The sequence below is a fragment of the Streptomyces sp. NPDC046465 genome, from assembly GCF_040646035.1.
Classification (GTDB): domain Bacteria; phylum Actinomycetota; class Actinomycetes; order Streptomycetales; family Streptomycetaceae; genus Streptomyces.
This window is the reverse complement of record NZ_JBEYZK010000018.1, coordinates 206,673-229,088: the sequence shown is the minus strand read 5'-3', so window position 1 is coordinate 229,088 and position 22,416 is coordinate 206,673. Positions and strand designations below refer to the sequence as shown.

Below are 22,416 nucleotides of genomic sequence, written 5' to 3'. Positions count from 1 at the left end.
TTGACGCACTCGTCCAGAAAGACGGAGTTCAGCAGCACCCGGGCGGCCGGGTTCAGGCCGAAGGAGATGTTGGACAGGCCCAGCGTGGTCTGCACCTCGGGGTGGCGCTTCTTCAGCTCCCGGATCGCCCCGATGGTGGCGATCCCATCCCCGCGGGACTCCTCCTGACCGGTGCAGATGGTGAAGGTCAGGGTGTCGATGAGGATGTCCGACTCATGGATGCCCCACGTGCCCGTCAGATCCTCGATGAGCCGTTCGGCGATGGCGACCTTGTGCTCGACGGTGCGGGCCTGGCCCTCCTCGTCGATGGTCAGCGCGATCAGCGCCGCCCCGTGCTCTTGGGCCAGCGCGGTCACCTGCGTGAAGCGGGACTCGGGGCCGTCGCCGTCCTCGTAGTTGACGGAGTTGATGACCGCCCGCCCGCCCAGCTTTTCCAGCCCCGCCCGCAGCACCGGCAGTTCGGTGGAGTCCAGCACGATCGGCAGCGTGGAGGCGGTCGCGAACCGGCCCGCCAGCTCGGCCATGTCGGCCACCCCGTCGCGGCCCACGTAGTCCACGCACAGATCGAGCATGTGCGCGCCCTCACGGATCTGCTCGCGCGCCATCTCCACACAGTCGTCCCAGCGGGCCTCCAGCATCGCCTCGCGGAACTTCCTGGACCCGTTGGCGTTGGTGCGCTCACCGATCGCCAGATACGCGGTGTCCTGGCGGAAGGGCACCGTCTGATACAGCGACGCGGCACCGGGCTCCGGGCGCGGCTCACGGCGCGTGGTCTCCGTGCCGCGCACCCGCTCGACGACCTGGCGCAGGTGCTCGGGGGTCGTACCGCAGCAGCCGCCCACCAGGGACAGGCCGTAGTCGCGTACGAAGTTCTCCTGGGCGTCGGCCAGCTCGGGAGCGGTCAGCGGGTAGTGGGCGCCGTCCTTGCCCAGGACCGGCAGGCCCGCGTTGGGCATGCAGGAGATCGGGACGCGCGAGTGGCGGGCGAGATAGCGGAGGTGTTCGCTCATCTCGGCCGGACCCGTGGCACAGTTCAGGCCGATCATGTCGATGCCGAGCGGCTCCAGGACGGTCAGCGCGGCGCCGATCTCGGAGCCCAGGAGCATGGTGCCGGTGGTCTCGACGGTGACCGAGCAGATCACCGGGAGGTTCGCGCCGGTGGCGTCCAGGGCGCGGCGGGCGCCGAGGATGGCGGCCTTGGTCTGCAGGAGGTCCTGGGTGGTCTCGACCAGGAGCGCGTCGGCGCCGCCGGCGATCATGCCCTCGGCGTTCGTCTGGTAGGCGTCGCGCAGCAGGGCGTACGGGGCGTGGCCCAGGGTGGGCAGTTTGGTGCCGGGACCCATCGAGCCGAGGACCCAGCGCTGCTGGCCGGTGTCGCGGGTGAACTCGTCGGCGACCTCGCGGGCGATGCGGGCACCGGCCTCGGACAGTTCGAAGTTCCGCTCGGGAATGTCGTACTCGTTCAGGGCCGCGAAGTTCGCGCCGAACGTATTGGTCTCCACGCAGTCGACACCGACCGCGAAGTACTCCTCGTGCACCGAGCGCACGATGTCGGGGCGGGTCACGTTCAGGACCTCGTTGCAGCCCTCTAGCTGCTGGAAGTCCTCCATCGTGGGGTCCTGCGCCTGGAGCATCGTGCCCATCGCGCCGTCGGCCACCACCACACGGGTGGCCAGGGCCTCGCGGAGGGCGTCGGCTCGGGTCCTGCTCTCGGACGACACGGGCGTGGAGTGCGACGACGGGGTTGGCGACGAGGCCATGAAAGAGCTCCCTGGAGTGCGACGGCTGTCGGCTTTGCGCCTTCTGGCTGGAGGGCGCACTCGGTCAGGGTAGCCGGGACCAAGGTCCTGCGGGGAAGTAGTCCACGAGACGGACGTGCGGGGCGGACATGGCTCGTTCTCATGCTTGACACGGGGATCATGGGACACACGGTCCGTCCGCGCATTAGCGAGAGGTCGACAACGACCGATAGTGTTCAGCATTGTCGAACGCCGACACAGATGCGGCGACGTAGCGCGAGGGGACGGAGGTAGGGGCTGCGATGGCACGCAACATCCAGTCGCTCGAGCGGGCCGCGGCGGTACTGCGACTGCTCGCGGGCGGCGAGCGGCGGCTCGGCCTCTCGGAGATCGCTTCCGCCCTCGACCTCGCCAAGGGTACGGCGCACGGGATTCTGCGCACCCTCCAGGCGGAGGGCTTCGTCGAGCAGGACTCCGCGTCGGGGCGCTATCAGCTGGGCGCGGAGCTGCTGCGCCTCGGCAACAGCTATCTGGACGTGCACGAGCTGCGGGCCAGGGCTCTGGTGTGGACCGACGACCTGGCCCGTTCCAGTGGCGAGAGCGTGCATCTGGGCGTCCTGCACCAGCAGGGCGTGCTCATCGTCCACCACGTCTTCAGGCCCGACGACAGCCGCCAGGTCCTGGAGGTCGGGGCCATGCAGCCGCTGCACTCCACGGCCCTCGGCAAGGTCCTCTCCGCGTACGACCCGGTCGCGCACCACGAGGCCGTCGAGGCCGAGAGCAGGACCTTCACCGTGCACACGGTGACCGACCCCGACGCCTTCGAGGACGTCCTCGACGTGACACGCGCGCGTGGGTACGCGGCGGACGTCGAGGAGACCTGGGAGGGCATCGCCTCCGTCGCCGCTCCCATCCACGACCGTCGGCGGATGCCGGTGGGCGCGGTCGGCGTGACCGGCGCCGTGGAGCGTGTCTGCCGGGACGGGGAGCTGCGGCCCGAGCTGATCGCCGCGGTGCGGGATTGTGCGCGCGCCGTCTCCCGTGATCTCGGAGCCGGGCGCTTCTGACCCGGGCCCGCCCGCCCCTCGCCGCCCCTCGCCGCCTCTCCCTTCACCCCTCGCCGCCCCTCCCCTCGCCCCTCGACGTGCAGGTGGAACCCATCCGCGCGACGATCGACAGGCGTGCGCGAGCCGCGGCCCGGCGGGCGTAGTCCGATAAGGCGGAACGATCAATAACGATCGTGTTTTCAATAACAGAACTCTTGACGAGCAAGTAACCCCGGGGTGAGACTCGCGTCCATCGGTCGGCATTGTCGAACACCTAACGGCATTACGCGCTAGAGTGTGGCAAGGCCAAGGGCCGGCACAACGACCTCACCTGAGGTCGCGGACCACCGGAGGGACCCGGGGTTCGCCTTCCCCTGGACGAAGGACAAAGGAGTCGCGGGTGTCCAGCTCCGACATCTTCATCGGCGAGACCATCGGTACCGCCGTGCTCATCCTGCTGGGCGGTGGCGTGTGCGCCGCCGTCACGCTCAAGCGCTCAAAGGCCAAGGACGCCGGCTGGCTGGCGGTCACCTTCGGGTGGGGCTTCGCGGTCATGACCGGCGCGTACCTCGCGGGCGGTGTCTCCGGTGCCCACCTCAACCCGGCGGTCACTCTCGGCCTCGCCATCGAGGGCGGCACCAAGTGGAGCGACGTTCCGCTGTACCTGGGCTCGCAGCTGCTCGGCGCGATGATCGGCGCCGTACTGGTGTGGATCGCCTACCTGGGCCAGTTCAAGGCCCACCTGACGGACCCCGAGATCCTCGCGGCGCAGCCCGTCGAGGACGGCATGGTCGACCAGAAGGCCGCCCCCGCGGCCGGTCCGGTGCTCGGCGTCTTCTCGACGGGACCCGAGATCCGTAACTACGTCCAGAACGTGCTCACGGAGATCATCGGCACGACCGTCCTGGTCCTCGCCATCCTGACGCAGGGCCTGAACGACGGCGGCAACGGCCTCGGCACCCTCGGCGCCCTGATCACCGCACTCGTCGTGGTCAGCATCGGTCTCTCCCTCGGCGGCCCCACGGGCTACGCGATCAACCCCGTCCGTGACCTCGGCCCGCGCATCATCCACTCGGTGCTCCCCCTGCCGAACAAGGGCAGCTCGGACTGGTCGTACGCCTGGGTGCCGATCGTCGGTCCGCTGGTCGGCGGCGCGATCGCCGGCGGTCTCTACAACGTCGCGTTCAAGTAGAACCGCGACAGCGACCGATGACCGCCACAGAGGCCAGAGAGCCGTCAGCAAAGAACTTCTGGAGCACACCGTGACCGACGCACACACCGCAGGCCCCTTCATCGCGGCCATCGACCAGGGCACCACTTCGAGCCGCTGCATCGTCTTCGACAAGGACGGCCGGATCGTCTCGGTCGACCAGAAGGAGCACGAGCAGATCTTCCCGAAGCCGGCCTGGGTGGAGCACGACGCCGCCGAGATCTGGACCAACGTCCAGGAGGTCGTCTCCGAAGCCGTCTCCAAGGCCGGCATCACCCGCGACGACATCAAGGCGATCGGCATCACCAACCAGCGTGAGACCACGCTGCTCTGGGACAAGAACACCGGCGAGCCGGTGCACAACGCCATCGTCTGGCAGGACACCCGCACCGACGCGCTCTGCAGGGAGCTCGGCCGCAACGTCGGCCAGGACCGCTTCCGCCGCGAGACCGGCCTCCCGCTGGCCTCCTACTTCGCAGGCCCCAAGGCCCGCTGGCTGCTCGACAACGTCGAGGGCCTGCGCGAGCGCGCCGAGGCCGGCGACATCCTCTTCGGCACGATGGACACCTGGGTCATCTGGAACCTGACCGGCGGGGTCAACGGCGGCAAGCACGTCACCGACGTCACCAACGCCTCCCGCACGATGCTGATGAACCTGCACACCATGCAGTGGGACCCGAAGATCTGCGAGTCCATCGGCGTGCCGATGGCGATGCTCCCCGAGATCCGCTCCTCCGCCGAGGTCTACGGCGAGGTCACCGGCGGCTCGCTCGGCGACCTGCTCGGCGGCATCCCCGTCGCCTCCGCGCTCGGCGACCAGCAGGCGGCCCTGTTCGGCCAGACCTGCTTCGACGAGGGCGAGGCCAAGTCCACCTACGGCACCGGCACCTTCATGCTGATGAACACCGGTGACAAGGCCATCAACTCCTACTCCGGGCTGCTGACCACGGTCGGCTACCAGATCGGCGACCAGAAGCCGGTCTACGCCCTGGAGGGCTCCATCGCGGTCACCGGTTCGCTGGTGCAGTGGATGCGCGACCAGATGGGCCTGATCAACTCCGCCGCCGAGATCGAGACGCTCGCGTCGTCGGTCGAGGACAACGGCGGCGCCTACTTCGTACCGGCCTTCTCCGGTCTGTTCGCCCCGTACTGGCGCTCCGACGCCCGCGGTGTGATCGCCGGTCTGACCAGGTACGTCACCAAGGCGCACATCGCGCGCGCCGTCCTGGAGGCCACGGCCTGGCAGACCCGTGAGATCACCGACGCCATGACGAAGGACTCCGGCGTCGAGCTCGCGGCCCTCAAGGTCGACGGCGGCATGACCTCCAACAACCTGCTGATGCAGACCCTCTCGAACTTCCTCGACGCGCCGGTGGTGCGTCCGATGGTGGCCGAGACGACCTGCCTCGGTGCCGCCTACGCCGCCGGTCTCGCCGTCGGCTTCTGGTCCTCGACCGACGAGCTGCGTGCCAACTGGCGCCGAGCCGCCGAATGGACCCCCCACATGGACGCGGGGACCCGCGACCGTGAGTACAAGAGCTGGCTCAAGGCCGTGGAACGGTCCATGGGCTGGCTCGACGAGAACGCTGCCGAGGAGTAAGAACCATGACCACCCTGCAGAGCGTCCCTGCCCTCGGGACGCATCCGGCCGCCGGTTCCCACCAGAGCCGCGCCGAGACCCGGGAGCAGCTTTCCAAGGCGACGTACGACCTCCTGGTGATCGGCGGCGGGATCCTGGGCATCTCCACCGCCTGGCATGCCGCGCAGTCGGGACTGCGGGTGGCCCTGGTGGACGCCGCCGACTTCGCCGGCGCCACCTCCTCCGCCTCCTCCAAGCTCCTCCACGGCGGTCTGCGCTACCTGCAGACCGGCGCGGTCAAGCTGGTCGCGGAGAACCACTTCGAGCGGCGTGCGGTGTCCCGTCAGGTGGCCCCCCACCTGGCGAACCCGCTCACGTTCTACCTGCCGGTCTACAAGGGTGGCCCGCACGGCGCCGCCAAGCTCGGCGCGGGCGTCTTCGCCTACTCGGCGCTGTCCGCCTTCGGTGACGGCGTCGGCCACCTGCTCAGCCCGTCGAAGGCCGCGCAGGACGTGCCGGAGCTGCGCACGGACAACCTGAAGGCCGTGGCCGTGTACGGCGACGACCAGATGAACGACGCCCGCATGGCCCTGATGACGGTCCGCGCGGCCGTCGAGGCCGGTGCCACCGTCCTCAACCACGCCGAGGTCACCGGCCTGCGCTTCACCAAGGGCCGGGTCACCGGCGCGGAGCTCAAGGACCGCATGAGCGGCGACGAGTTCGGCGTCAACGCCCGCCTGGTCCTGAACGCGACGGGCCCCTGGGTCGACCACCTGCGCAAGCTGGAGAATCCCGACGCGGCGCCCTCCATCCGCCTCTCCAAGGGCGCGCACCTCGTCCTCAAGCGCACCGCCCCCTGGAAGGCCGCGCTGGCGACGCCGATCGACAAGTACCGCATCACCTTCGCCCTCCCGTGGGAGGACATGCTGCTGCTCGGCACCACGGACGAGGAGTTCGAGGGTGACCCGGCGGACGTGCGCGTCACGGAGGCCGACACCGCCCAGATCCTGGACGAGGCCGCGTTCTCCATCCGCGACCAGCAGCTGTCGCGCGACCTGATCACGTACTCCTTCGCGGGTCTGCGGGTGCTGCCCGGTGGCCCCGGCAGCACCTCGAAGGCCAAGCGCGAGACGGTCGTCACCGAGGGCACCGGCGGCATGCTTTCGGTGGCCGGCGGCAAGTGGACGACGTTCCGCCACATCGGCCGTACGGTGATGAAGAAGCTGGAGTCGCTGCCGGGCCACCCGCTCGGCGACGACTACGAGCCGATCTCCGAGCTGCCGAAGAAGCTGCCGCTGCCCGGCATCGCCAACCCGCGCGCGGTCGCGCACCGCCTCCTGGTCGACGGCCCGGCCCCGGGCCCGCGGATGGCCGCCGACACCGCCCAGCACCTGGCGACGCACTACGGCTCGCTCTCCTTCGACATCGCCCGCCTGGCGAACGAGAACCCGGAGCTCGCCGAGCGCGTCCACCCGGACGCCCCGGAGATCTGGGCCCAGGTCGTCTACGCCCGTGACAACGAGTGGGCCGAGACCGCGGACGACGTGCTGCGCCGCCGCACCACGCTGACGATCCGCGGCCTGGCCACGGACGAGGTGCGCGGCAAGGTCGACGACCTGCTGGGCAAGAAGGCCTAGCAAGAAGGCCTGACCCCAGCGGTCGGGCTCTGAGGGGCGGCTCCCGTCGGGGGCCGCCCCTCACCCGTGCCCGGCGCTGCGTACGATCACCCGCGTGAGCTCTCCCCTGACGTCGCCCTCCGACGCGCTGCCCATCACCCGCGTCCCCCGCACCGGCCTGCCCGCGCGGGCGGTGGTCGTCGGCGACCCGGGGCGGGCGTCCGCCGTCGCCGACCTCCTGTCCGACGCGAAGGAGGTGTCGTACCACCGCGAGTACCGCACCTTCACGGGCAGTTGGCAGGGCACGCCGGTCGTCGTCGCCTCGCACGGCGTCGGCGCCCCCGGCGCGCTGCTCCTCTTCCAGGAGCTCGCCGAGGCGGGCGTCGGCACGATCCTGCGGCTCGGCACGGCGGGCGCGATCCGGCCCGGCATCCGGGACGGCGATCTGGTCATCGCGGACGCGGCGGTACGCGACGACGGCGTGACCCAGCAGCTGATCCCCGCCGAGTACCCGGCGTTCTCGGCGCCGGAGGCGGTGCTCGCGCTGCAGCGCGCGGCGCGGGCGGCCGGCGCCCCGCACCACCGCGGTGTGGTGTGGACGCGGGCCGCGTTCCAGCCGGGCTTCCTGCCGCTGCCCGGCGAGGCGTACGCGCGGGCCGGGATCGCCGCGATCGAGATGGAGCTCTCCGCGCTGCTCGTCTTCGCCGCCACGCACGGTCTCACCGCGGGCGGGGCCCTTGTCGTGGACGGCGCGAACGCCGACGAGCTGGTCGACAAGGACGCCACCGGCGGCTACGACCCGCACCGCGACGTGGTCGCTCTCGGGGTGGAGCGGGGCGCCCGGATAGCCTTGGACGCGCTGCGTCTGCTGGCCGCGGCCGAGCACTGAACGACGGACGACCAGGGAGAGCGCGACCCCGATGCATGCCACTGACCTGCCGGCCCAGGACCGCGGCGGCCCCATAGACCTGCTGGTGCACGGCGGCGACGTCCTGACCGTCGACGACGGGGGCACCGTCGTGACGGACGGCGCGGTCGCCGTCCGCGGCGGCCGGATCGTCGAGGTGGGGCCCGCGGAGCGGCTGCGCACCGCGTACGAGGCGGCGGAGGAGATCGACGCGCGCGGCTGCCTCGTGCTGCCGGGCCTGATCAACACGCACACCCATCTCGCGATGACGCTGCTGCGCGGCATCGCCGACGACGTGACGCTGCAGGGCTTCCTGGCCCGGGTGATCCCGCGCGAGGCCGAGCTGCTCTCTCCGGAGACGGTGGCCGCGGGCATGCGGGGCGCGATCGCCGAGTCCGTGCGCGGCGGGGTCACGACCGCGCTCGACATGTACTGGTTCCACGAGGCGGCCGACGACGTGGCCCGCGAGGCCGGGTGGCGGCTGCTCACCGGCCCGACGTTCATGGACGTGCCGGGTCCGCCGGACGGCCGCCCGTACGCCGAGCGGCTCGACTGGGCGACGCGGTACCTCGCCTCCCGTACGCAGGCGCCGGGTACGCGTCCGGTCGTCTTCGCGCACTCCGCGTACACGCTGGCCCCCGAGCAGCTGACGGCGATCGCCGCGCTCGCTCGCGCGCACGGCGCGCTGCTGCACCTGCACGCCGCGGAGAACGCGGGCGAGGTGAGTGTCGTCACCGAGCAGCACGGCATGCGGCCGGTGGAGCTGCTCGACTCGCTCGGCGTGCTCGGCCCCGACACGCTCCTCGCGCACGCCGTGGACCTCACCGACGCGGAGATCGCGACGCTGGCCCGCACGGGTACGGGTGTCGCGCACTGCCCGGTGTCGAACCTGAAGCTGGGCTGCGGCATCGCGCGGGTGCCCGCGCTCCTGGACGCGGGCGTCACGGTCGGTCTCGGCACGGACGGCGCCGTGAGCTCCAACACGCTCGATCTGCTCGGCGCGGTCAGGGTCGCCGCGCTCGTGCACAAGGCGGGCGGCGACCCGACGGCGGTCGGCGCCGAGCAGGCCGTGCGGATGGCGACCATCGAGTCGGCGCGGGCCCTTGGCCTCGGCGACCAGCTGGGCTCGATCGAAGCGGGCAAGCGCGCCGATCTGGTCGTCCTCGATCTGGCGCGGCCGCACCTGGCGCCCCGGCACGACCCGTGGTCGACGCTCGCGTACGCGGCGTCGGCCGCCGACGTCCGGGACACCGTGGTGGACGGCCGCGTCCTGATGCGCGACCGCGCCCTCCTGACCCTCGACGAGCCCGCCGTACTGCGGGAGCTGACCGCGGCGGCGCGCCTGAGGACGAGCGCCGTATGACGCCGGGCACCGACTTCGAACCGACCCGCGGCTTCACCGGCCGTGCCCGCGCCGCCGACCGTGACCCGCGGCTGCCGCCCGGCCAGTACGACGCGGGCGACACCTGGCCCGTCCTGTCCGCCGAGGTGACCCCGCAACTGGCCTCCGCCGACTGGACGTTCCGCGTCGACGGGCTCGTCGCGGCGCCGCGGACCTGGAGCTGGGACGAGGCGCACGCGCTGCCCGCCGCCGAGTACCGGGGCGACATCCACTGCGTGACGAGCTGGTCCAAGTTCGGGGTGCGGTTCGGCGGGGCGAGCCTGGACTCGTTCCTTGCGGCGGCCCGCCCGCTGCCCGGGGCGACGCACGTCATCGCGTACTCCCACACCGGCTACACCTCGAACCTTCCGCTGGCCGACGTCAGCGACGGGCGGGCGTGGATCGTGTGGGAGTACGGCGACGCGCCGCTGCCTCCCGAGCACGGCGGCCCGGCCCGGCTCATCGTCCCCCATCTGTACTTCTGGAAGAGCGCCAAGTGGGTGGCGGGGCTGCGCCTCACCGACCGCGACGAGCCGGGCTTCTGGGAGCAGAACGGCTACCACCACCGGGGCGACCCGTGGGCCGAGGAGCGCTACGCCGGTGACTGACCCCTCGAACACCCCTGTATCCCCTGTGTCCCCCGCTTCGGCGCCGTTCGTGCCGCCGACGGCGTTCGCCGTGCCCGGCCGTATCGACGTGAGCAGCCGCTCGGCGGCCGTGTGGCAGCGGGCGACCGTCGTGGAGATCCGCCGCGAGACCCCGCTCGTCTCGACGTTCCGGCTGAAGGTGCCCGAGTGGGAGGGGCACGTGCCGGGCCAGCACCTGATGCTGCGGCTCACCGCCGAGGACGGTTACGTCGCCCAGCGGCACTACTCGATCGCGTCCGCGCCCGACGGCAGCGGCGAGATCGAGCTGACCCTGGACCACGTGCCGGACGGTGAGGTGTCGGGCCATCTGCACACCGTGGCGCGCGTCGGCGACACGGTCGAGGTGCGGGGGCCGCTGGCCGGCTTCTTCGCCTGGCCCGGCGACCGGCCCGCGCTGCTGCTCGGGGCGGGATCGGGCGTGGTGCCGCTGATGTCGATGGTCCGCCACCGCCGCCTCGCGGGCCTTGACGTGCCGCTGCGCCTTGTCGTGTCGGCACGCACGCCCGAGGACCTGATCTACGCGAACGAGTACGCCGAAGAGACCACCGTCGTCCTGACCCGCTCCGAAGGCCGCCTGAACGCGGGCCACTTGGCCGACGTCCTTGCCGCGGCCGGACGGCCCGAGGGCGGCTGGGAGGCATACATCTGCGGCTCCAACGGGTTCGCGGAGCACGCCTCGCGGCTGCTGGTGAGCGGCGGCCAGCCGGTGGACCGGATCAGGATCGAACGCTTCGGCTGACCGGGGCCGCGCGACCAGCCATAATCGCCTGATACATCGGATGTCTTTTCGGCACCTTCGACTCCGACACCGACTCCGACACCGACTCCGGCACCGACTCCGGCACTTCTGACTGGCGAGGCGAGGTCCCCATGGCTGTCACCGACGAGGCCATCGAGAAGATCAAGGGCATGATCGTCTCAGGCGCCCTGCGCCCCGGCGACCGGCTGCCCAAGGAGAGCGAACTCGCCGCCGAACTGGGCCTTTCGCGCAACTCCCTGCGCGAGGCGGTGCGCGCTCTGGCGCTGATCCGCATCCTCGACGTGCGCCAGGGCGACGGCACGTACGTCACGAGCCTGGACCCCCAACTCCTCCTGGAGGCGCTGAGCTTCGTCGTCGACTTCCACCGCGACGACACGGTCCTGGAGTTCCTCGCCGTGCGCCGCATCCTGGAACCGGCCGCCACGGCGATGGCCTGCGCCCACATCTCCGACCGCGAACTCGACACGTTGACCGAGCAGTTGGACGCACTGGGCGCCGAGCCTTCCGTGGAGGAGCTGGTCGCCTGCGACCTGGAGTTCCATCGCGGCATTGTCCAGTCGTCCGGCAACTCCGTGCTGTGCTCCCTGCTCGACGGACTCTCCGGGCCCACCACGCGGGCCCGCGTCTGGCGCGGCCTGACGCAGGAGGACGCCGTTAGCCGCACGCTGCACGAGCACCGGGCGATCCTCACCGCGCTGCGGGACCGTGACGCGGAGGCGGCCAGGTCGTGGGCGACGGTGCACATCGCGAGCGTCGAGCAGTGGCTGCGTTCGACGCTGTGAGATCACTCCGCTCCCCTGCGTGAACGCACCCACTGCCACCCGGCGCGAAGCCGCCGTTTCCCGGCCTCGAGCGTGGGCAGTGATCACTGCATTCCCCATGCAAGGGGGCTGCGGACGGACCCCGCCGACGCCGTAAGGTTGGGGGGTACGCAAGGGAACGTCGGAAGGAGGCCTGGGTGATCGAGCTCGAGGGGGTTCCCGAGCTGGTCGACCCGGTCATGGTGGCCGCGTTCGAGGGCTGGAACGACGCCGGCGACGCCGCCTCCGCCGCGGTCGCGCATCTCGACAAGGAGTGGAAGGGCGAGGTGTTCGCGGCGCTGGACGCCGAGGACTACTACGACTTCCAGGTCAACCGCCCGACGGTCTGGCTGGACGGCGGGGTGCGGAAGATCACGTGGCCGACGACCCGGCTCTCGGTGGTGCGCGTCGGCGGTGACAAGCCCCGTGACCTCGTCCTGGTCAGGGGCATCGAGCCGTCCATGCGCTGGCGGTCGTTCTGCAACGAGATCCTGGGCTTCGCGCACGAGCTGGGCGTCGAGCTGGTGGTGATCATGGGCGCACTGCTCGGCGACACCCCGCACACCCGCCCGGTCCCGGTCAGCGGCGTGACGTCCGACCCGGACCTGGCGCGCACCATGGACCTGGAGGAGACCAAGTACGAGGGTCCGACGGGCATCGTCGGCATCCTCCAAGAGGCGTGCACCCACGCGGGCGTGCCCGCCGTCAGCCTCTGGGCGGCCGTCCCGCACTACGTGTCGCAGCCGCCCAACCCGAAGGCCACGCTGGCCCTCCTCAACCGCCTGGAAGACCTCATCGACCTGCGCATCCCGCTGGGCGAGCTGACCGAGGACGCGCGCGCCTGGCAGGTGGGCGTGGATCAGTTGGCGGCCGAGGACAGCGAGGTCGCGGAGTACGTCCAGTCGTTGGAGGAGGCGCGGGACACCGCGGAGCTCCCGGAGGCGTCGGGCGAGGCCATCGCCCGCGAGTTCGAGCGGTATCTGCGGCGGCGCGACGGCGGTGACGGCGCCGGGGCGGCGTATCTGCGGGACGCTCCCAGCGACCGCACGAGGCCGCCGAAGCCGAAGCCGACGCAGCGGCCGGGACAGGGCCCGGACGGCGAGGGCGACAACGAGGACTCCGGCCCTCCCGGTCCCCCTGATTCCTCGGACGACTGATTCCTCGGACGACTGAAGCTTCGGGCAGCCGGGGCCTCGCAGGACAGACGATGGGGCGGCACCCGCACGGGTGCCGCCCCATTGTGCTGCTCATGGCCGATGTGTGGCTCATGGCCGAATTGCGTGGGGTTCCCCTTTCAACTTCCCTTCAAACTCTGTTGCGCAAAAGTGGGGTGGACGGCTCGGTCCACCCGTAGCAAGGTGTGCCCCGGACACCGACCCAGCGCACAGCACGGCACCCGAAGGACGGAAGGGAGCGGTGAAGCGATGACCGAGCAGGCAGACCCGGCGCAGGACCCAGGAGCGAGCGGGCCCGGCCCCGATGGAATGGGATTCACCTACCGAGGAGCCGAGCAGGAACTGATCGTCGTCGCCCGGCCCGAGGCCCGGCTGCGCGCCGGCGAGCAGGACGTCCGCTCGGCCTCCGGCGCCGACGTGTCGGCCCTCAACATGTTCCTGTCCGACGAACAGCTCACCCTGGAGCCCCTGTTCGGCAGCGAGGAGCGGCTGCGGGCCGCCGCGCCCCAGGGGGACGACGGGAACGACGTACCGGACCTGGCCCTCTTCTACCGCGTCCGCGGCGGCGATGACCGGTCCGAGGAACTGCGCTCGCGGATGGCGGCGCTGCCGGGCATCGACACGGCCTACGTCAAGCCCGGCGCGGTACCGGCCTCCATCGACCCCTCGCCGACCCGGCCGCACGACCTCGGCGAGTCGGCCCGGCGCCGTAAGGAGGGCATGCCCGTCACGCCCGACTTCACCAGCCGCCAGGGGTACTTGAACCCGGCGCCCGAGGGCATCGACGCACGCTGGGCGTGGCAGCGGCTCGGCGGCTCCGGCGAGGGCGTCACCGTCGTCGACGTGGAGGGCGCCTGGCAGCTGCGCCACGAGGACCTCGCCTCGAAGCTCGCGGGCGTCGTCGTCGGCAGCCCCATCGAGGACCTGGCCTGGCGCAACCACGGCACCGCGGTGATCGGCGTCATCGGCGGCGACCGCAACAGCGTCGGCATCACCGGCATCGCGCCGGAGGCCGTGACGGCGGTCGCCTCCTTCCAGCCCCTCGGCACCGCGGCCACCATCCACGCGGCGGCCGAGCGGCTGAACAGGGGCGACATCATCCTGCTCGAACTGCACCGCCCCGGACCGAAGTTCGACTTCGCGTCGCGCGACGACCAGAAGGGCTACATCGCCATCGAGTGGTGGCCGGACGACTACGCCGCGATCCGGTACGCCACCGCGAAGGGCGTGCTCGTCGTGGGCGCCGCGGGCAACGGCGCCGAGTCCCTGGACGACGCGGTCTACGAGCGCCGCCCCGACGGCTTCCCGTCCTGGTGGCGCAACCCCTTCAACCCGGGCAACCGCTCCTCCGGCGCGGTCGTGGTCGGCGCGGGCGCTCCCCCGCCCGGCACCCACGGCCGCGACCACGGCCCCGACCGCTCGCGCCTGGCGTTCTCCAACTACGGCGCCCGGGTGGACGCGCAGGGCTGGGGGCGCGAGACCACCACGACCGGCGGCTCCTGGAACGGGGCCGGTGATCTGCAGGGCGGCGCCGAGGAGCTCGCCTGGTACACGGACACGTTCTCCGGCACGTCCTCCGCGTCGCCGATCGTCGTCGGCGCCCTGGCCGCACTGCAGGGCATGCTGAAGGCGGCGGGCCGGCCCCCGATGGCCCCGGACCGGGCCCGCGAGGTGCTGCGCTCCACGGGTTCGCCGCAGCAGGACGCGCCGGGCAGGCCCGCGTCCCAGCGGATCGGCAACCGCCCCGACGTCAAGGGGGCGGTCACGAACCTGCTGCCGTCCGCGGTGGGGTCGGGGCAGGCCGAACAGTACTGGGACGAGCTCCTCCCGTATCCCCCGGAACTCCCGCCGAGGCTCCGGCTGTTCGTTGCCGGGGAGTGGCGCAACCTCGCGAACCCCACCCCGGAGACGCGGCAGGCGGTGCACGCCGCCTTCGCGGGGGGCCGCCCGGACGTCCGCGTCTGGTTCTCGGACGACGAGATCGTCGGCCTGGTCGTCACGGGCTGACCGAAAGCGGCACGACACCGAAAGCGGCACGACAGCACTGCTGAAGGACCACAACCATTGAGGGAAGGTGGCACACGCATGAGCACCACCCCGCAGATGAGTCAGATGGGCCAGCAACAAGAACGGCAGTACGGACCGCAGCAGCACAACCAGCCGTTCGGCCAGCAGTACGGCCAGCAGCAGTACGGCCAGCAGCAGAGCCCGAGCACGGCCCCGCCGCAGCAGGGCCAGCACCAGCAGTACGGCCCCCAGCAGGGGATCCAGGGCCAACAGGGCACGCAGGGCAGCCCGCAGCAGGTTCCGCCGCAGCTGCGCCAGCAGCTCAGTCAGCTCGGCAGGCAGCAGCCGTTCCAGCACCTGCTCCAGCAGTTCGGTCCGGGCCAGGAGCAGTTCTCCCCGATGCAGCAGATGCAGCAGCCGCAGGGACAGATCCCCCAGGCGCAGGCACCGGAGATCTCCACCCAGGCCCTCCAGTCCAACGTCGCGACGGCCTTCTGGGACGTCGTCCAGCCGCTCCCGGGTCAGGCGTCCATCCTCTACCTGTACGTCGACAACGCCTGGCGCGCGTACATCGACCCCGGTCCCCAGAGCCACGACCAGGTCCAGGAGGCGTTCGCCTACGGACAGCAGGTGATCGGGTACTACGACGGCGGCAACCCCGACTACCTGCTTGCCATCGTGATCACCAAGTGACCCGCACGAGCGTCGCGCGTTTCGCGTGAACGTACGGCGGCGCCGGGCGGAGACCCTTCCGCCCGGCGCCGCTCGCCTGTCCCCGCCTGCTACGCGCAGGTGAACCGGGCCGCGGCCCAGTCCGCGTGGTCCCCGCTCTTGGAGCCGTTGGTATCGGTCGCCTTCAGCCGCACGTGCCGGGCGCCGCGCACGTCGACCTCGACCGGGACGGTCGCCGAAGCCCCCGTCACCTTCGGCGAGGTCCACAGCACCTTGCCGTCGGCCTCGACCGAGAAGGCCACCTCTCCGTAGCCGTTGATCTCGTCGTCGATGCCCGCGTCCGCGGTGAACTTCGAGCAGCGGCCGCCCGGGTAGACCTCGATGACGGAGTCGGCGTGTGTGCCGATCCCCTTCTCGTACGTCTTCCCGGCGAGGGTCAGCGTCCGGCCGTCACCGGCGCCCGACTCGCCGTTGCTCCGGTCGCGTTCGGCGGGGCCGTATCCGTTGGTGGACTTCAGCCACGCCATGTCGCTCGCCCAGGTGTCCTTCTGCGGCGCCTCGGGCATCACGCCGAGCGAGAAGCGCCCGGTGGCGGTGCGTTCCCGGCCCGCCGAACGGTAGCGGGCGCTCGCGGTGAGCGGCAGGTCGCCGGGGGCCGCGTCGCGCCCCGGAGTGACAGCGAGTTCGACGCGGCGCGTGGTGCCCGCCGGGATCCGGCCGGTGCGTGCGGCGGTGACGGCCCAGCCCTTCGGCGCGTCGAGTGTGACAGCGACGCCGGTGGCGTCCTTCGTGCCCGCCGTGACGTCGACGGCGACCTTTCCGGGGGTGCCCGCGCCGAGCTCCTGGCCCGCCGGGACGCTCACCGCGGCGTTCGCGCCGGGCACCGCGCCGCCGACGGCGCTGGTGTCGTCGAGCGTCAGCTCGAAGGAGCGGTCGGTGCGCCGCGAGGCCGTCTTCACCCGCACGGTTCCGCCCCGGTCGTCCCGGTCGTAGTACCAGCCCTGCCGGGCGCTGTCGTACGCGCCGCGCGACGCGAGCCGCGGCAGCCGGTGCCCGTCGAGCCCGACCCGGCTCGGCGCGTCGCCGGTGTGCAGCGTGAACGTGTAGGGCCTGCTGCTCTGCTTCCCCGTGAACGTGCCCTTGCTCGCGCCGATCCGCACGCTCACGTCACCCGCGCCGGAGCGCGGCGCCCGCACGTCCGCGCGCTGCGTGGCGTACTTTCCCCCGCGGTGCTGCCGGGTCACGCCGTCGTCCTCGTACAGCTCGAAGGAGGACCTGCCCTGCGGGTAGATGTCCCAGGCGAGCGGGGAGTCCGCCGTGCGGTCCTGGTAGGAGCGGATGCCGCCCGGCCACATCGGCACGCTCGCGCCGCCCTTGACGAAGAGCGGCAGTGTGTCGAGGGGCGCACTGTATCCGTCGATCGTGGTCGGCCCCTGGTAGGTGCGCCCGGTCCAGTAGTCGGTCCAGGTGCCCTTGGGCAGGTAGATGCCGTCGCGCGTGGCGGTGTCCTTGTAGACGGGTGCGACGAGGAAGTCCTCGCCGGTCAGGAACTCGTACTTGGCGGCGTCGGTCGCGGCCTTGGGGTCATGGGGGTACTCCAGGGCCAGCGGCCGCACGGCGCCCACACCGGTCTTCGTCGCCTCGTGGGCGTACGAGTAGAGGTAGGGCAGCAGCGATTCGTGCAGCTTCAGGTACTTGCGGTTGATGGAGGTGTAGGGCTCGCCCTGGCGGAAGGGCTGCTTGTCGCTGGCGGCCCAGCCGTCCATCGTCATCGTGACGGGCAGGAACATCTTCCACTGCAGATCGCGTACGTACGTCTGGGGGCTGCCGCCGAAGATGCCGTCGACGTCACCGGTCGTGTACGCCATTCCGGACATGGTGGACCCGGCGTAGGTCGGGATCTGCCAGCGGATGTACTCCCAGCTGCCGCTCTGGTCGCCGGACCACTGCACACCGCAGCGCTGCGCCCCCGACCAGCTCTCGGGGGCCCAGGTGAAGCCGCGGGCGTCGCTGTTGTCCTCGATGCCGTTGTAGGCGTCCTTGCAGCCGTCGAGTGCCTTCTTGTAGCCGTCGCCGACCCAGGCGACGTCGAGCTTGGCGACGCGCTGGCCCGCCTTGACCTGCTCGGCGATCGTGTCGAGGCCGTCCTCGGTCCACAGGCCCATCTTCATCTTGCGCTCGGCGAGGCCCTTGGAGGTCTCGGCGAGATTCTCGTAACCGCAGCCGTAGCCGTCGTTGACGAGCATCCAGCCGTTGGGCATGTCGTTCTCGACATAGCCGTCGGCGACCTTGAGGGCGTCCAGGGTGTGGCGTTCCCCGCGGTTGGCGTTGTGCAGGTAGCAGTCGGCGTCGCCGATCTCCATGCCGTAGACGGGCGGCATGAAGGGCTTGCCGGTGAGTTTCGTGTACTGCCCGATGACGTCCTTGGCCGCGTCGCCGCCGCGCCCGGCGAAGTAGTAGGCGTCGAAGCGCTGTTCCTTCGCGGTGGCGGTCACCGGCTCGGCGAAGTCGTAGGTGTTGGGGGCGTAGGTGTTGCGGAAGACGCCGTATCCGGCCGAAGAGAGGTAGAACGGCACGGAGTTGGGGTGGCCGCCGTCGTCCCAGTTGTAGTCGACGCCGACCTCGACCTTCTTGCCCCGGTGCGAGGTGCTGCCGCGGCCGTTCTGCATCCCGGCGCCGTAGAACTGCTCGTCGGCGCCGCGCGCCAGGCTCTGCGTGGTGGCGTCCTTCGTCCAGGACAGGCCCTTGGACTCGGCCCAGACCCGGCTGCCGTCGGCGCGGTACAGGGCGAAGCGCAGCGGCGACTTGTAGGCGCGCAGCGTCACCTCGGAGGTGCTCAGCTCATAACGGTCGCCCTTCTCCGCCCACGTGGTGCGGGGCGCCTTGCCCTGTGGCAGGACGATGTCCTTGCCCGCCGGATCGGTGAACGTCCCGTCGGGGGCGAGTTCGAGCCGGAACGTCCCGTCCGACACGAAGCTGACGCGGGCCTCGGCCCGGCCCGCGGTGAGCCGGTAGACGGGTCCTTCATGGGCGAACCCGGTGACGTCACCGACGGTGGTCGAGGGTTCGTCGACGGCCTGTGAGGACCCGACACCGGGCCCGGCGAACACCGCGAGGAGGCCCAGCAGAGCGGCCGCGGCCGCCGATCTGAAGCGCGTGGGAGATCTCATGGCGGAGGTCTAGCGCGTCAACGGGTGCCATGGCCATGGACTTTGATGGGCCGCTCCTGGACTTCCGGAGCGACCCATCATTCCAGCCCGTCCGGCGATTGAGGACGAGCCCGCGGGGCGATCGACCTCAGCAGAGGTCAACCGCGCGGAGACCAACCGCTACAGGGCCACGCCGAGCAACGCGTCCACCGCGCGGGACACGACACCGGGCGCACCCTCGTCCGTACCGCCCTCGGCGCCCTGCCGAACGGCCCACCGGTCGACCGCCGCGAGAGCGGCAGGCGCGTCCAGATCGTTCGCGAGGGCCTCGCGGATCTCCTCGACGAGCCCTTCCGCACCGGGCCCGTCGGGCCGGGACACCGCCGCACGCCACCGGCCGAGCCGCTCGACGGCCTCCGCGAGCACCGCGTCGGTCCACTCCCAGTCCGCGCGGTAGTGGTGCGCGAGGAGGGCGAGGCGGATGGCGGCCGGGTCGACCCCGTCGCGCCGCAGCTTCGAGACGAAGACCAGGTTGCCCTTGGACTTGGACATCTTCGCGCCGTCGAGGGCGACCATGCCCGCGTGGACGTACGCCTTGGCGAAGGGGAACTCGCCGGTCAGGGCCTGCGCGTGCGAGGCACCCATCTCGTGGTGCGGGAAGGCGAGGTCGGACCCGCCACCCTGCACGTCGAAGCCCATGCCCAGGTGGTCGAGGGCGATGGCCACGCACTCGATGTGCCAGCCGGGACGACCCCGGCCGAGGGAGGCGCCGTCCCAGCTCGGCTCGCCCTCGCGGGCGGCCATCCAGAGCATCGGGTCGAGCGGGTCCTTCTTGCCCGGACGGTCCGGGTCGCCGCCGCGCTCGGCGGAGAGAAGCTTCATCGCGGCGGCGTCGAGGCCGGACACCGCACCGAAGTGCGGGTCGGACTCGACCGAGAAGTAGACGTCGCCCTCGAGCTCATAGGCGGCGCCCATGTCCCGGAGGCGTTCGACGAGCGGCACGATGCCGGGTATCGACTCGACGGCTCCGATGTAGTGCTGCGGCGGGAGCAGTCGCAGGGCGGTCATGTCCTCGCGGAACAGGGCGGTCTCACCCTCGGCGAGCTCGACCCAGTCCTTGCCGTCGCGGATGGCGCGTTCCAGGAGCGGGTCGTCCACGTCGGTCACGTTCTGGACGTAGTGAACCTGCCGCTTGGTGTCGAGCCACACGCGCTGCACGAGGTCGAACGCGTTGTAGGTCGCCGCGTGTCCCATGTGGGTGGCGTCGTACGGAGTGATGCCGCAGACGTAGATACGGGCGACGGGACCGGGGTCAAGGGTGACGAGGCCACCGGTCGCGGTGTCGTGGATCCGGAGGTCGCGGCCCTTGCCAGGAAGGGCGGGGACCTCAGAAGCGGGCCAGGCATGCATGCTCTGAGCCTAACCGGACGGACCGTCCGTATACGAGTGGGGATCAACGAAACAGTGCCCGGTTCCGTCACTCTCGCCGGTACGGGCCGGTGCGCGGGGCCCCGCGGGGCCATGACACAGGCTCTAAACCGGTGGCCAGGGAATCGGCGGCCAGTCCCCCGTCGGCTGCGGGTGGCGCCCCGCCCGCAGCAGGGCCGCGACCCGCCCGCGCAGCGCCTCGGCCTCCACGTCGGTGATCAGCACGGCAAGGCGCTCGGCCAGGGCGGCCCCTTCCTTGAGCCCGTCCCGCAGGGTCTGCAGGACCTCGACGGCCTCGTCCGTCAGGGGCTCACCCGCCCAGCCCCACAGCAGCGTGCGCAGCTTGTTCTCGGCGTGGAAGGTGACGCCGTGGTCGATGCCGTAGAGGCGGCCGCCGGTGGCCAGCAGGTGGCCGCCCTTGCGGTCGCTGTTGTTGATCACCGCGTCGAGGACCGCGAGCCGGCGCAGCCGGACGTCGTCCGCGTGCACGAGGAGCGCCGTCCGCTCCTCGTCGACCTGCGCGAAACCGACCGCTTTCCAGCCCTCGGCCGGTTCGTCGCCGTCTACCAGGGCGAGCAGTTCCGCCTCGTCCTGGTCCTCGATCCACAGCTGGCACATGCCCTCACCGTGCGGCCCCTCCCGCAGCACGGTCGGCGGCACCAGATCCCAGCCGGTGGCCAGCGACACCTCGTACGCGGCCACCTCGCGCTGGGCGAGCGTGCCGTCGGGGAAGTCCCACAGGGGGCGCTCCCCGGCGACCGGCTTGTAGACGCAGGCGGCCTCCTGGCCCTCGTACGCGACCGTGCAGTAGAGCACCGCGTTCGAGGCCTCGCGGATCCGCCCGCGTACGGTCAGCTCCCCGCGGGTGAGGAGTGCGACGGGGTCGGCGCTCACGCGTCCCGCCGGTATCCGTTCTGGCGCGGGCATACGTGTCCTTCCGGGTCGAGCGGGAGGCTGCACAGCGGGCACGGCGGGCGGCCCGCGTTCACGACGTCGAGGGCGCGCTTGGTGAAGGCGCGGGCCTGCGTACCGGTGAGGCGGACGCGGAGCATCGGCGGGCCGTTCTCCTCGTCCTGCAGGAGCCTTTCCTCAGCGGCGGCCAGGTCGTCGTCGGAGTCGGCGTCCAGCTCGACGAGCGCCTGCGCCTCGACGATCATCCGCTCCTCGTCGCCGTCCCAGGCGAGCGCCATCGTGCCGACGCGGAACTCCTCCTCGACGGGTGAGTCGAGCGGCGCGCTGTCGGTGATCTCGGCGGGTACGACGGCCGGCACGGCGGCGCTGCCCCCGCTGCGGCGTACGACCTCGTCGAGGAGCTCCTCCATGCGCTCGGCGAGCGCGGCCACCTGGGTCTTCTCCAGGGCGACGCTGGTCACCCTGATTCCCGCGGAGGCCTGCAGGAAGAAGGTACGGCGTCCGGGCAGCCCGACCGTTCCCGCGACGAAACGCTCCGGCGGGTCGTAGAGGAACACCTGACGGGACACGTCCTGTCTCCATTGATCGACTGCGAAATACGGCTGAACGGCTATGGGCGAGCTGCGAGGGCAGCTGCGGCCCGCCTCACCCTACTGCGGGTGTCGATCACGGTGCGCCCACACCGCCCCCCACCGTGGCGTCGCCGCTCGGCGGCTCCTCGCGCGGCGCCAGCGAGGCGAAGTCGCCGGTGTCCCCGAGCCGGACGAGGAAGGGGCGCAGCCGGGTGTAGCGGATGGCGGTGACGGAGCAGGGTTCTACGGAGATGCGCTGGAAGAGGTCGAGGTGGAGCCCGAGTGCCTCCGCGACGAGGGACTTGATGATGTCGCCGTGCGAGCACATCAGGTACACGGCGTCCTCGCCGTGCTCGTCCGCCACGCGCGCGTTCCACTCGCGGACCGCCTCGGCCGCCCGCGTCTGCATGGCCCGCATGGACTCGCCGCCGGGGAACGCGGCGGCGGACGGGTGCCGCTGGACGACCTCCATCAGCGGCTCGTCGGTGAGTTCGGCGAGCTTGCGGCCCGACCAGTCGCCGTAGTCGCACTCCCCGATGCGGTCCTCCGTGTGCGCCCGGAGGCCGGGGCGGGCGGCGAGGAGCGGCGCCACGGTCTCCTGACAGCGCTGCAGGGGGCTCGTGACGACCTCGGCGAGGGGCAGTGCGGAGAGCCGTCCGGGCAGCGCGGCGGCCTGTGCGGCGCCCCGCTCGTCGAGGGCGACACCGGGGGTCCACCCGGCGAGCAGGCCGGCGGTGTTGGCCGTGGAGCGTCCGTGCCGGACGAGGATCAGCGTGGGCATGCGGCTCAGCCTAAGCGGCCCAGGGGGTGCGAAAC

18 protein-coding genes are annotated in these 22,416 nt (G+C 71.5%); 12 read left to right on the top strand and 6 right to left on the bottom strand.

What is annotated here, in order from left to right; translation table 11 throughout:
• Nucleotides 1–1,760 (bottom strand): homocysteine S-methyltransferase family protein (locus tag ABZ953_RS27670; RefSeq protein WP_361728830.1); only part of this gene is annotated, 1,760 nt, incomplete at its 3' end.
• 281 nt (nt 1,761–2,041) lie between these two features.
• Here ABZ953_RS27670 and ABZ953_RS27665 point away from each other — a divergent pair.
• The 12 genes from ABZ953_RS27665 (at nt 2,042) to ABZ953_RS27610 (ending at nt 15,560) form a co-directional block, all read left to right on the top strand.
• Complete coding sequence (locus ABZ953_RS27665) at nt 2,042–2,806, top strand: IclR family transcriptional regulator (protein WP_361728827.1); 765 nt, start codon at nt 2,042–2,044, stop codon at nt 2,804–2,806.
• 379 nt (nt 2,807–3,185) lie between these two features.
• Nucleotides 3,186–3,977, top strand: a complete 792-nt coding sequence (locus ABZ953_RS27660) for an MIP/aquaporin family protein (protein ID WP_361728824.1) — start codon at nt 3,186–3,188, stop codon at nt 3,975–3,977.
• Nucleotides 3,978–4,047: 70 nt separating this feature from the next.
• Nucleotides 4,048–5,595 carry a glycerol kinase GlpK gene (gene glpK / locus ABZ953_RS27655; RefSeq protein ID WP_361728821.1) on the top strand — a complete coding sequence of 516 codons (1,548 nt, stop codon included), beginning with the start codon at nt 4,048–4,050 and terminating at the stop codon, nt 5,593–5,595.
• Between the two features lie 5 nt (nt 5,596–5,600).
• Nucleotides 5,601–7,211: a glycerol-3-phosphate dehydrogenase/oxidase gene (locus ABZ953_RS27650; protein WP_361728818.1), complete on the top strand. Its 1,611-nt coding sequence runs from the start codon at nt 5,601–5,603 to the stop codon at nt 7,209–7,211.
• A gap of 94 nt (nt 7,212–7,305) precedes the next feature.
• Nucleotides 7,306–8,079, top strand: coding sequence for a purine-nucleoside phosphorylase (locus ABZ953_RS27645; RefSeq protein WP_361728815.1), 774 nt, complete (start codon nt 7,306–7,308; stop codon nt 8,077–8,079).
• A 31-nt stretch (nt 8,080–8,110) separates the two neighbouring features.
• Nucleotides 8,111–9,460 carry an amidohydrolase gene (locus ABZ953_RS27640; protein ID WP_361728812.1) on the top strand — a complete coding sequence of 450 codons (1,350 nt, stop codon included), beginning with the start codon at nt 8,111–8,113 and terminating at the stop codon, nt 9,458–9,460.
• Nucleotides 9,457–10,086: a sulfite oxidase-like oxidoreductase gene (locus ABZ953_RS27635; RefSeq protein ID WP_361728809.1), complete on the top strand. Its 630-nt coding sequence runs from the start codon at nt 9,457–9,459 to the stop codon at nt 10,084–10,086. Before ABZ953_RS27640 ends, ABZ953_RS27635 begins: the two co-directional genes overlap by 4 nt.
• Nucleotides 10,079–10,864, top strand: coding sequence for a ferredoxin reductase (locus ABZ953_RS27630; RefSeq protein ID WP_361728806.1), 786 nt, complete (start codon nt 10,079–10,081; stop codon nt 10,862–10,864). The genes ABZ953_RS27635 and ABZ953_RS27630 overlap by 8 nt, the downstream gene beginning before the upstream one ends.
• A gap of 131 nt (nt 10,865–10,995) precedes the next feature.
• Complete coding sequence (locus ABZ953_RS27625) at nt 10,996–11,667, top strand: FadR/GntR family transcriptional regulator (protein WP_361728803.1); 672 nt, start codon at nt 10,996–10,998, stop codon at nt 11,665–11,667.
• Between the two features lie 176 nt (nt 11,668–11,843).
• Complete coding sequence (locus ABZ953_RS27620; RefSeq protein ID WP_361728800.1) at nt 11,844–12,842, top strand: PAC2 family protein; 999 nt, start codon at nt 11,844–11,846, stop codon at nt 12,840–12,842.
• A 267-nt stretch (nt 12,843–13,109) separates the two neighbouring features.
• Nucleotides 13,110–14,867, top strand: coding sequence for a S8 family peptidase (locus ABZ953_RS27615; protein WP_361728797.1), 1,758 nt, complete (start codon nt 13,110–13,112; stop codon nt 14,865–14,867).
• Between the two features lie 78 nt (nt 14,868–14,945).
• A complete protein-coding gene (locus tag ABZ953_RS27610) occupies nt 14,946–15,560 on the top strand; it encodes a hypothetical protein (protein WP_361728794.1) in 615 nt (204 codons plus the stop codon).
• 89 nt (nt 15,561–15,649) lie between these two features.
• On the opposite strand, the gene ABZ953_RS27605 is transcribed toward ABZ953_RS27610, so the two are convergent.
• From ABZ953_RS27605 to ABZ953_RS27585, 5 genes are all read right to left on the bottom strand, one after another.
• Nucleotides 15,650–18,709, bottom strand: coding sequence for an NPCBM/NEW2 domain-containing protein (locus ABZ953_RS27605; protein WP_361728791.1), 3,060 nt, complete (start codon nt 18,707–18,709; stop codon nt 15,650–15,652).
• A gap of 159 nt (nt 18,710–18,868) precedes the next feature.
• Nucleotides 18,869–20,098, bottom strand: a complete 1,230-nt coding sequence (gene mshC / locus ABZ953_RS27600; RefSeq protein ID WP_361728788.1) for a cysteine--1-D-myo-inosityl 2-amino-2-deoxy-alpha-D-glucopyranoside ligase — start codon at nt 20,096–20,098, stop codon at nt 18,869–18,871.
• Between the two features lie 123 nt (nt 20,099–20,221).
• Nucleotides 20,222–21,043: an SCO1664 family protein gene (locus ABZ953_RS27595; RefSeq protein ID WP_361728785.1), complete on the bottom strand. Its 822-nt coding sequence runs from the start codon at nt 21,041–21,043 to the stop codon at nt 20,222–20,224.
• Nucleotides 21,007–21,597 (bottom strand): DUF3090 domain-containing protein, encoded by a 591-nt coding sequence (locus ABZ953_RS27590; RefSeq protein ID WP_361728782.1) that lies wholly within the window; start codon nt 21,595–21,597, stop codon nt 21,007–21,009. The genes ABZ953_RS27595 and ABZ953_RS27590 overlap by 37 nt, the downstream gene beginning before the upstream one ends.
• A 97-nt stretch (nt 21,598–21,694) precedes the next feature.
• Complete coding sequence (locus ABZ953_RS27585; protein ID WP_361728780.1) at nt 21,695–22,381, bottom strand: histidine phosphatase family protein; 687 nt, start codon at nt 22,379–22,381, stop codon at nt 21,695–21,697.
• Between the last annotated feature and the right edge of the window lie 35 nt (nt 22,382–22,416).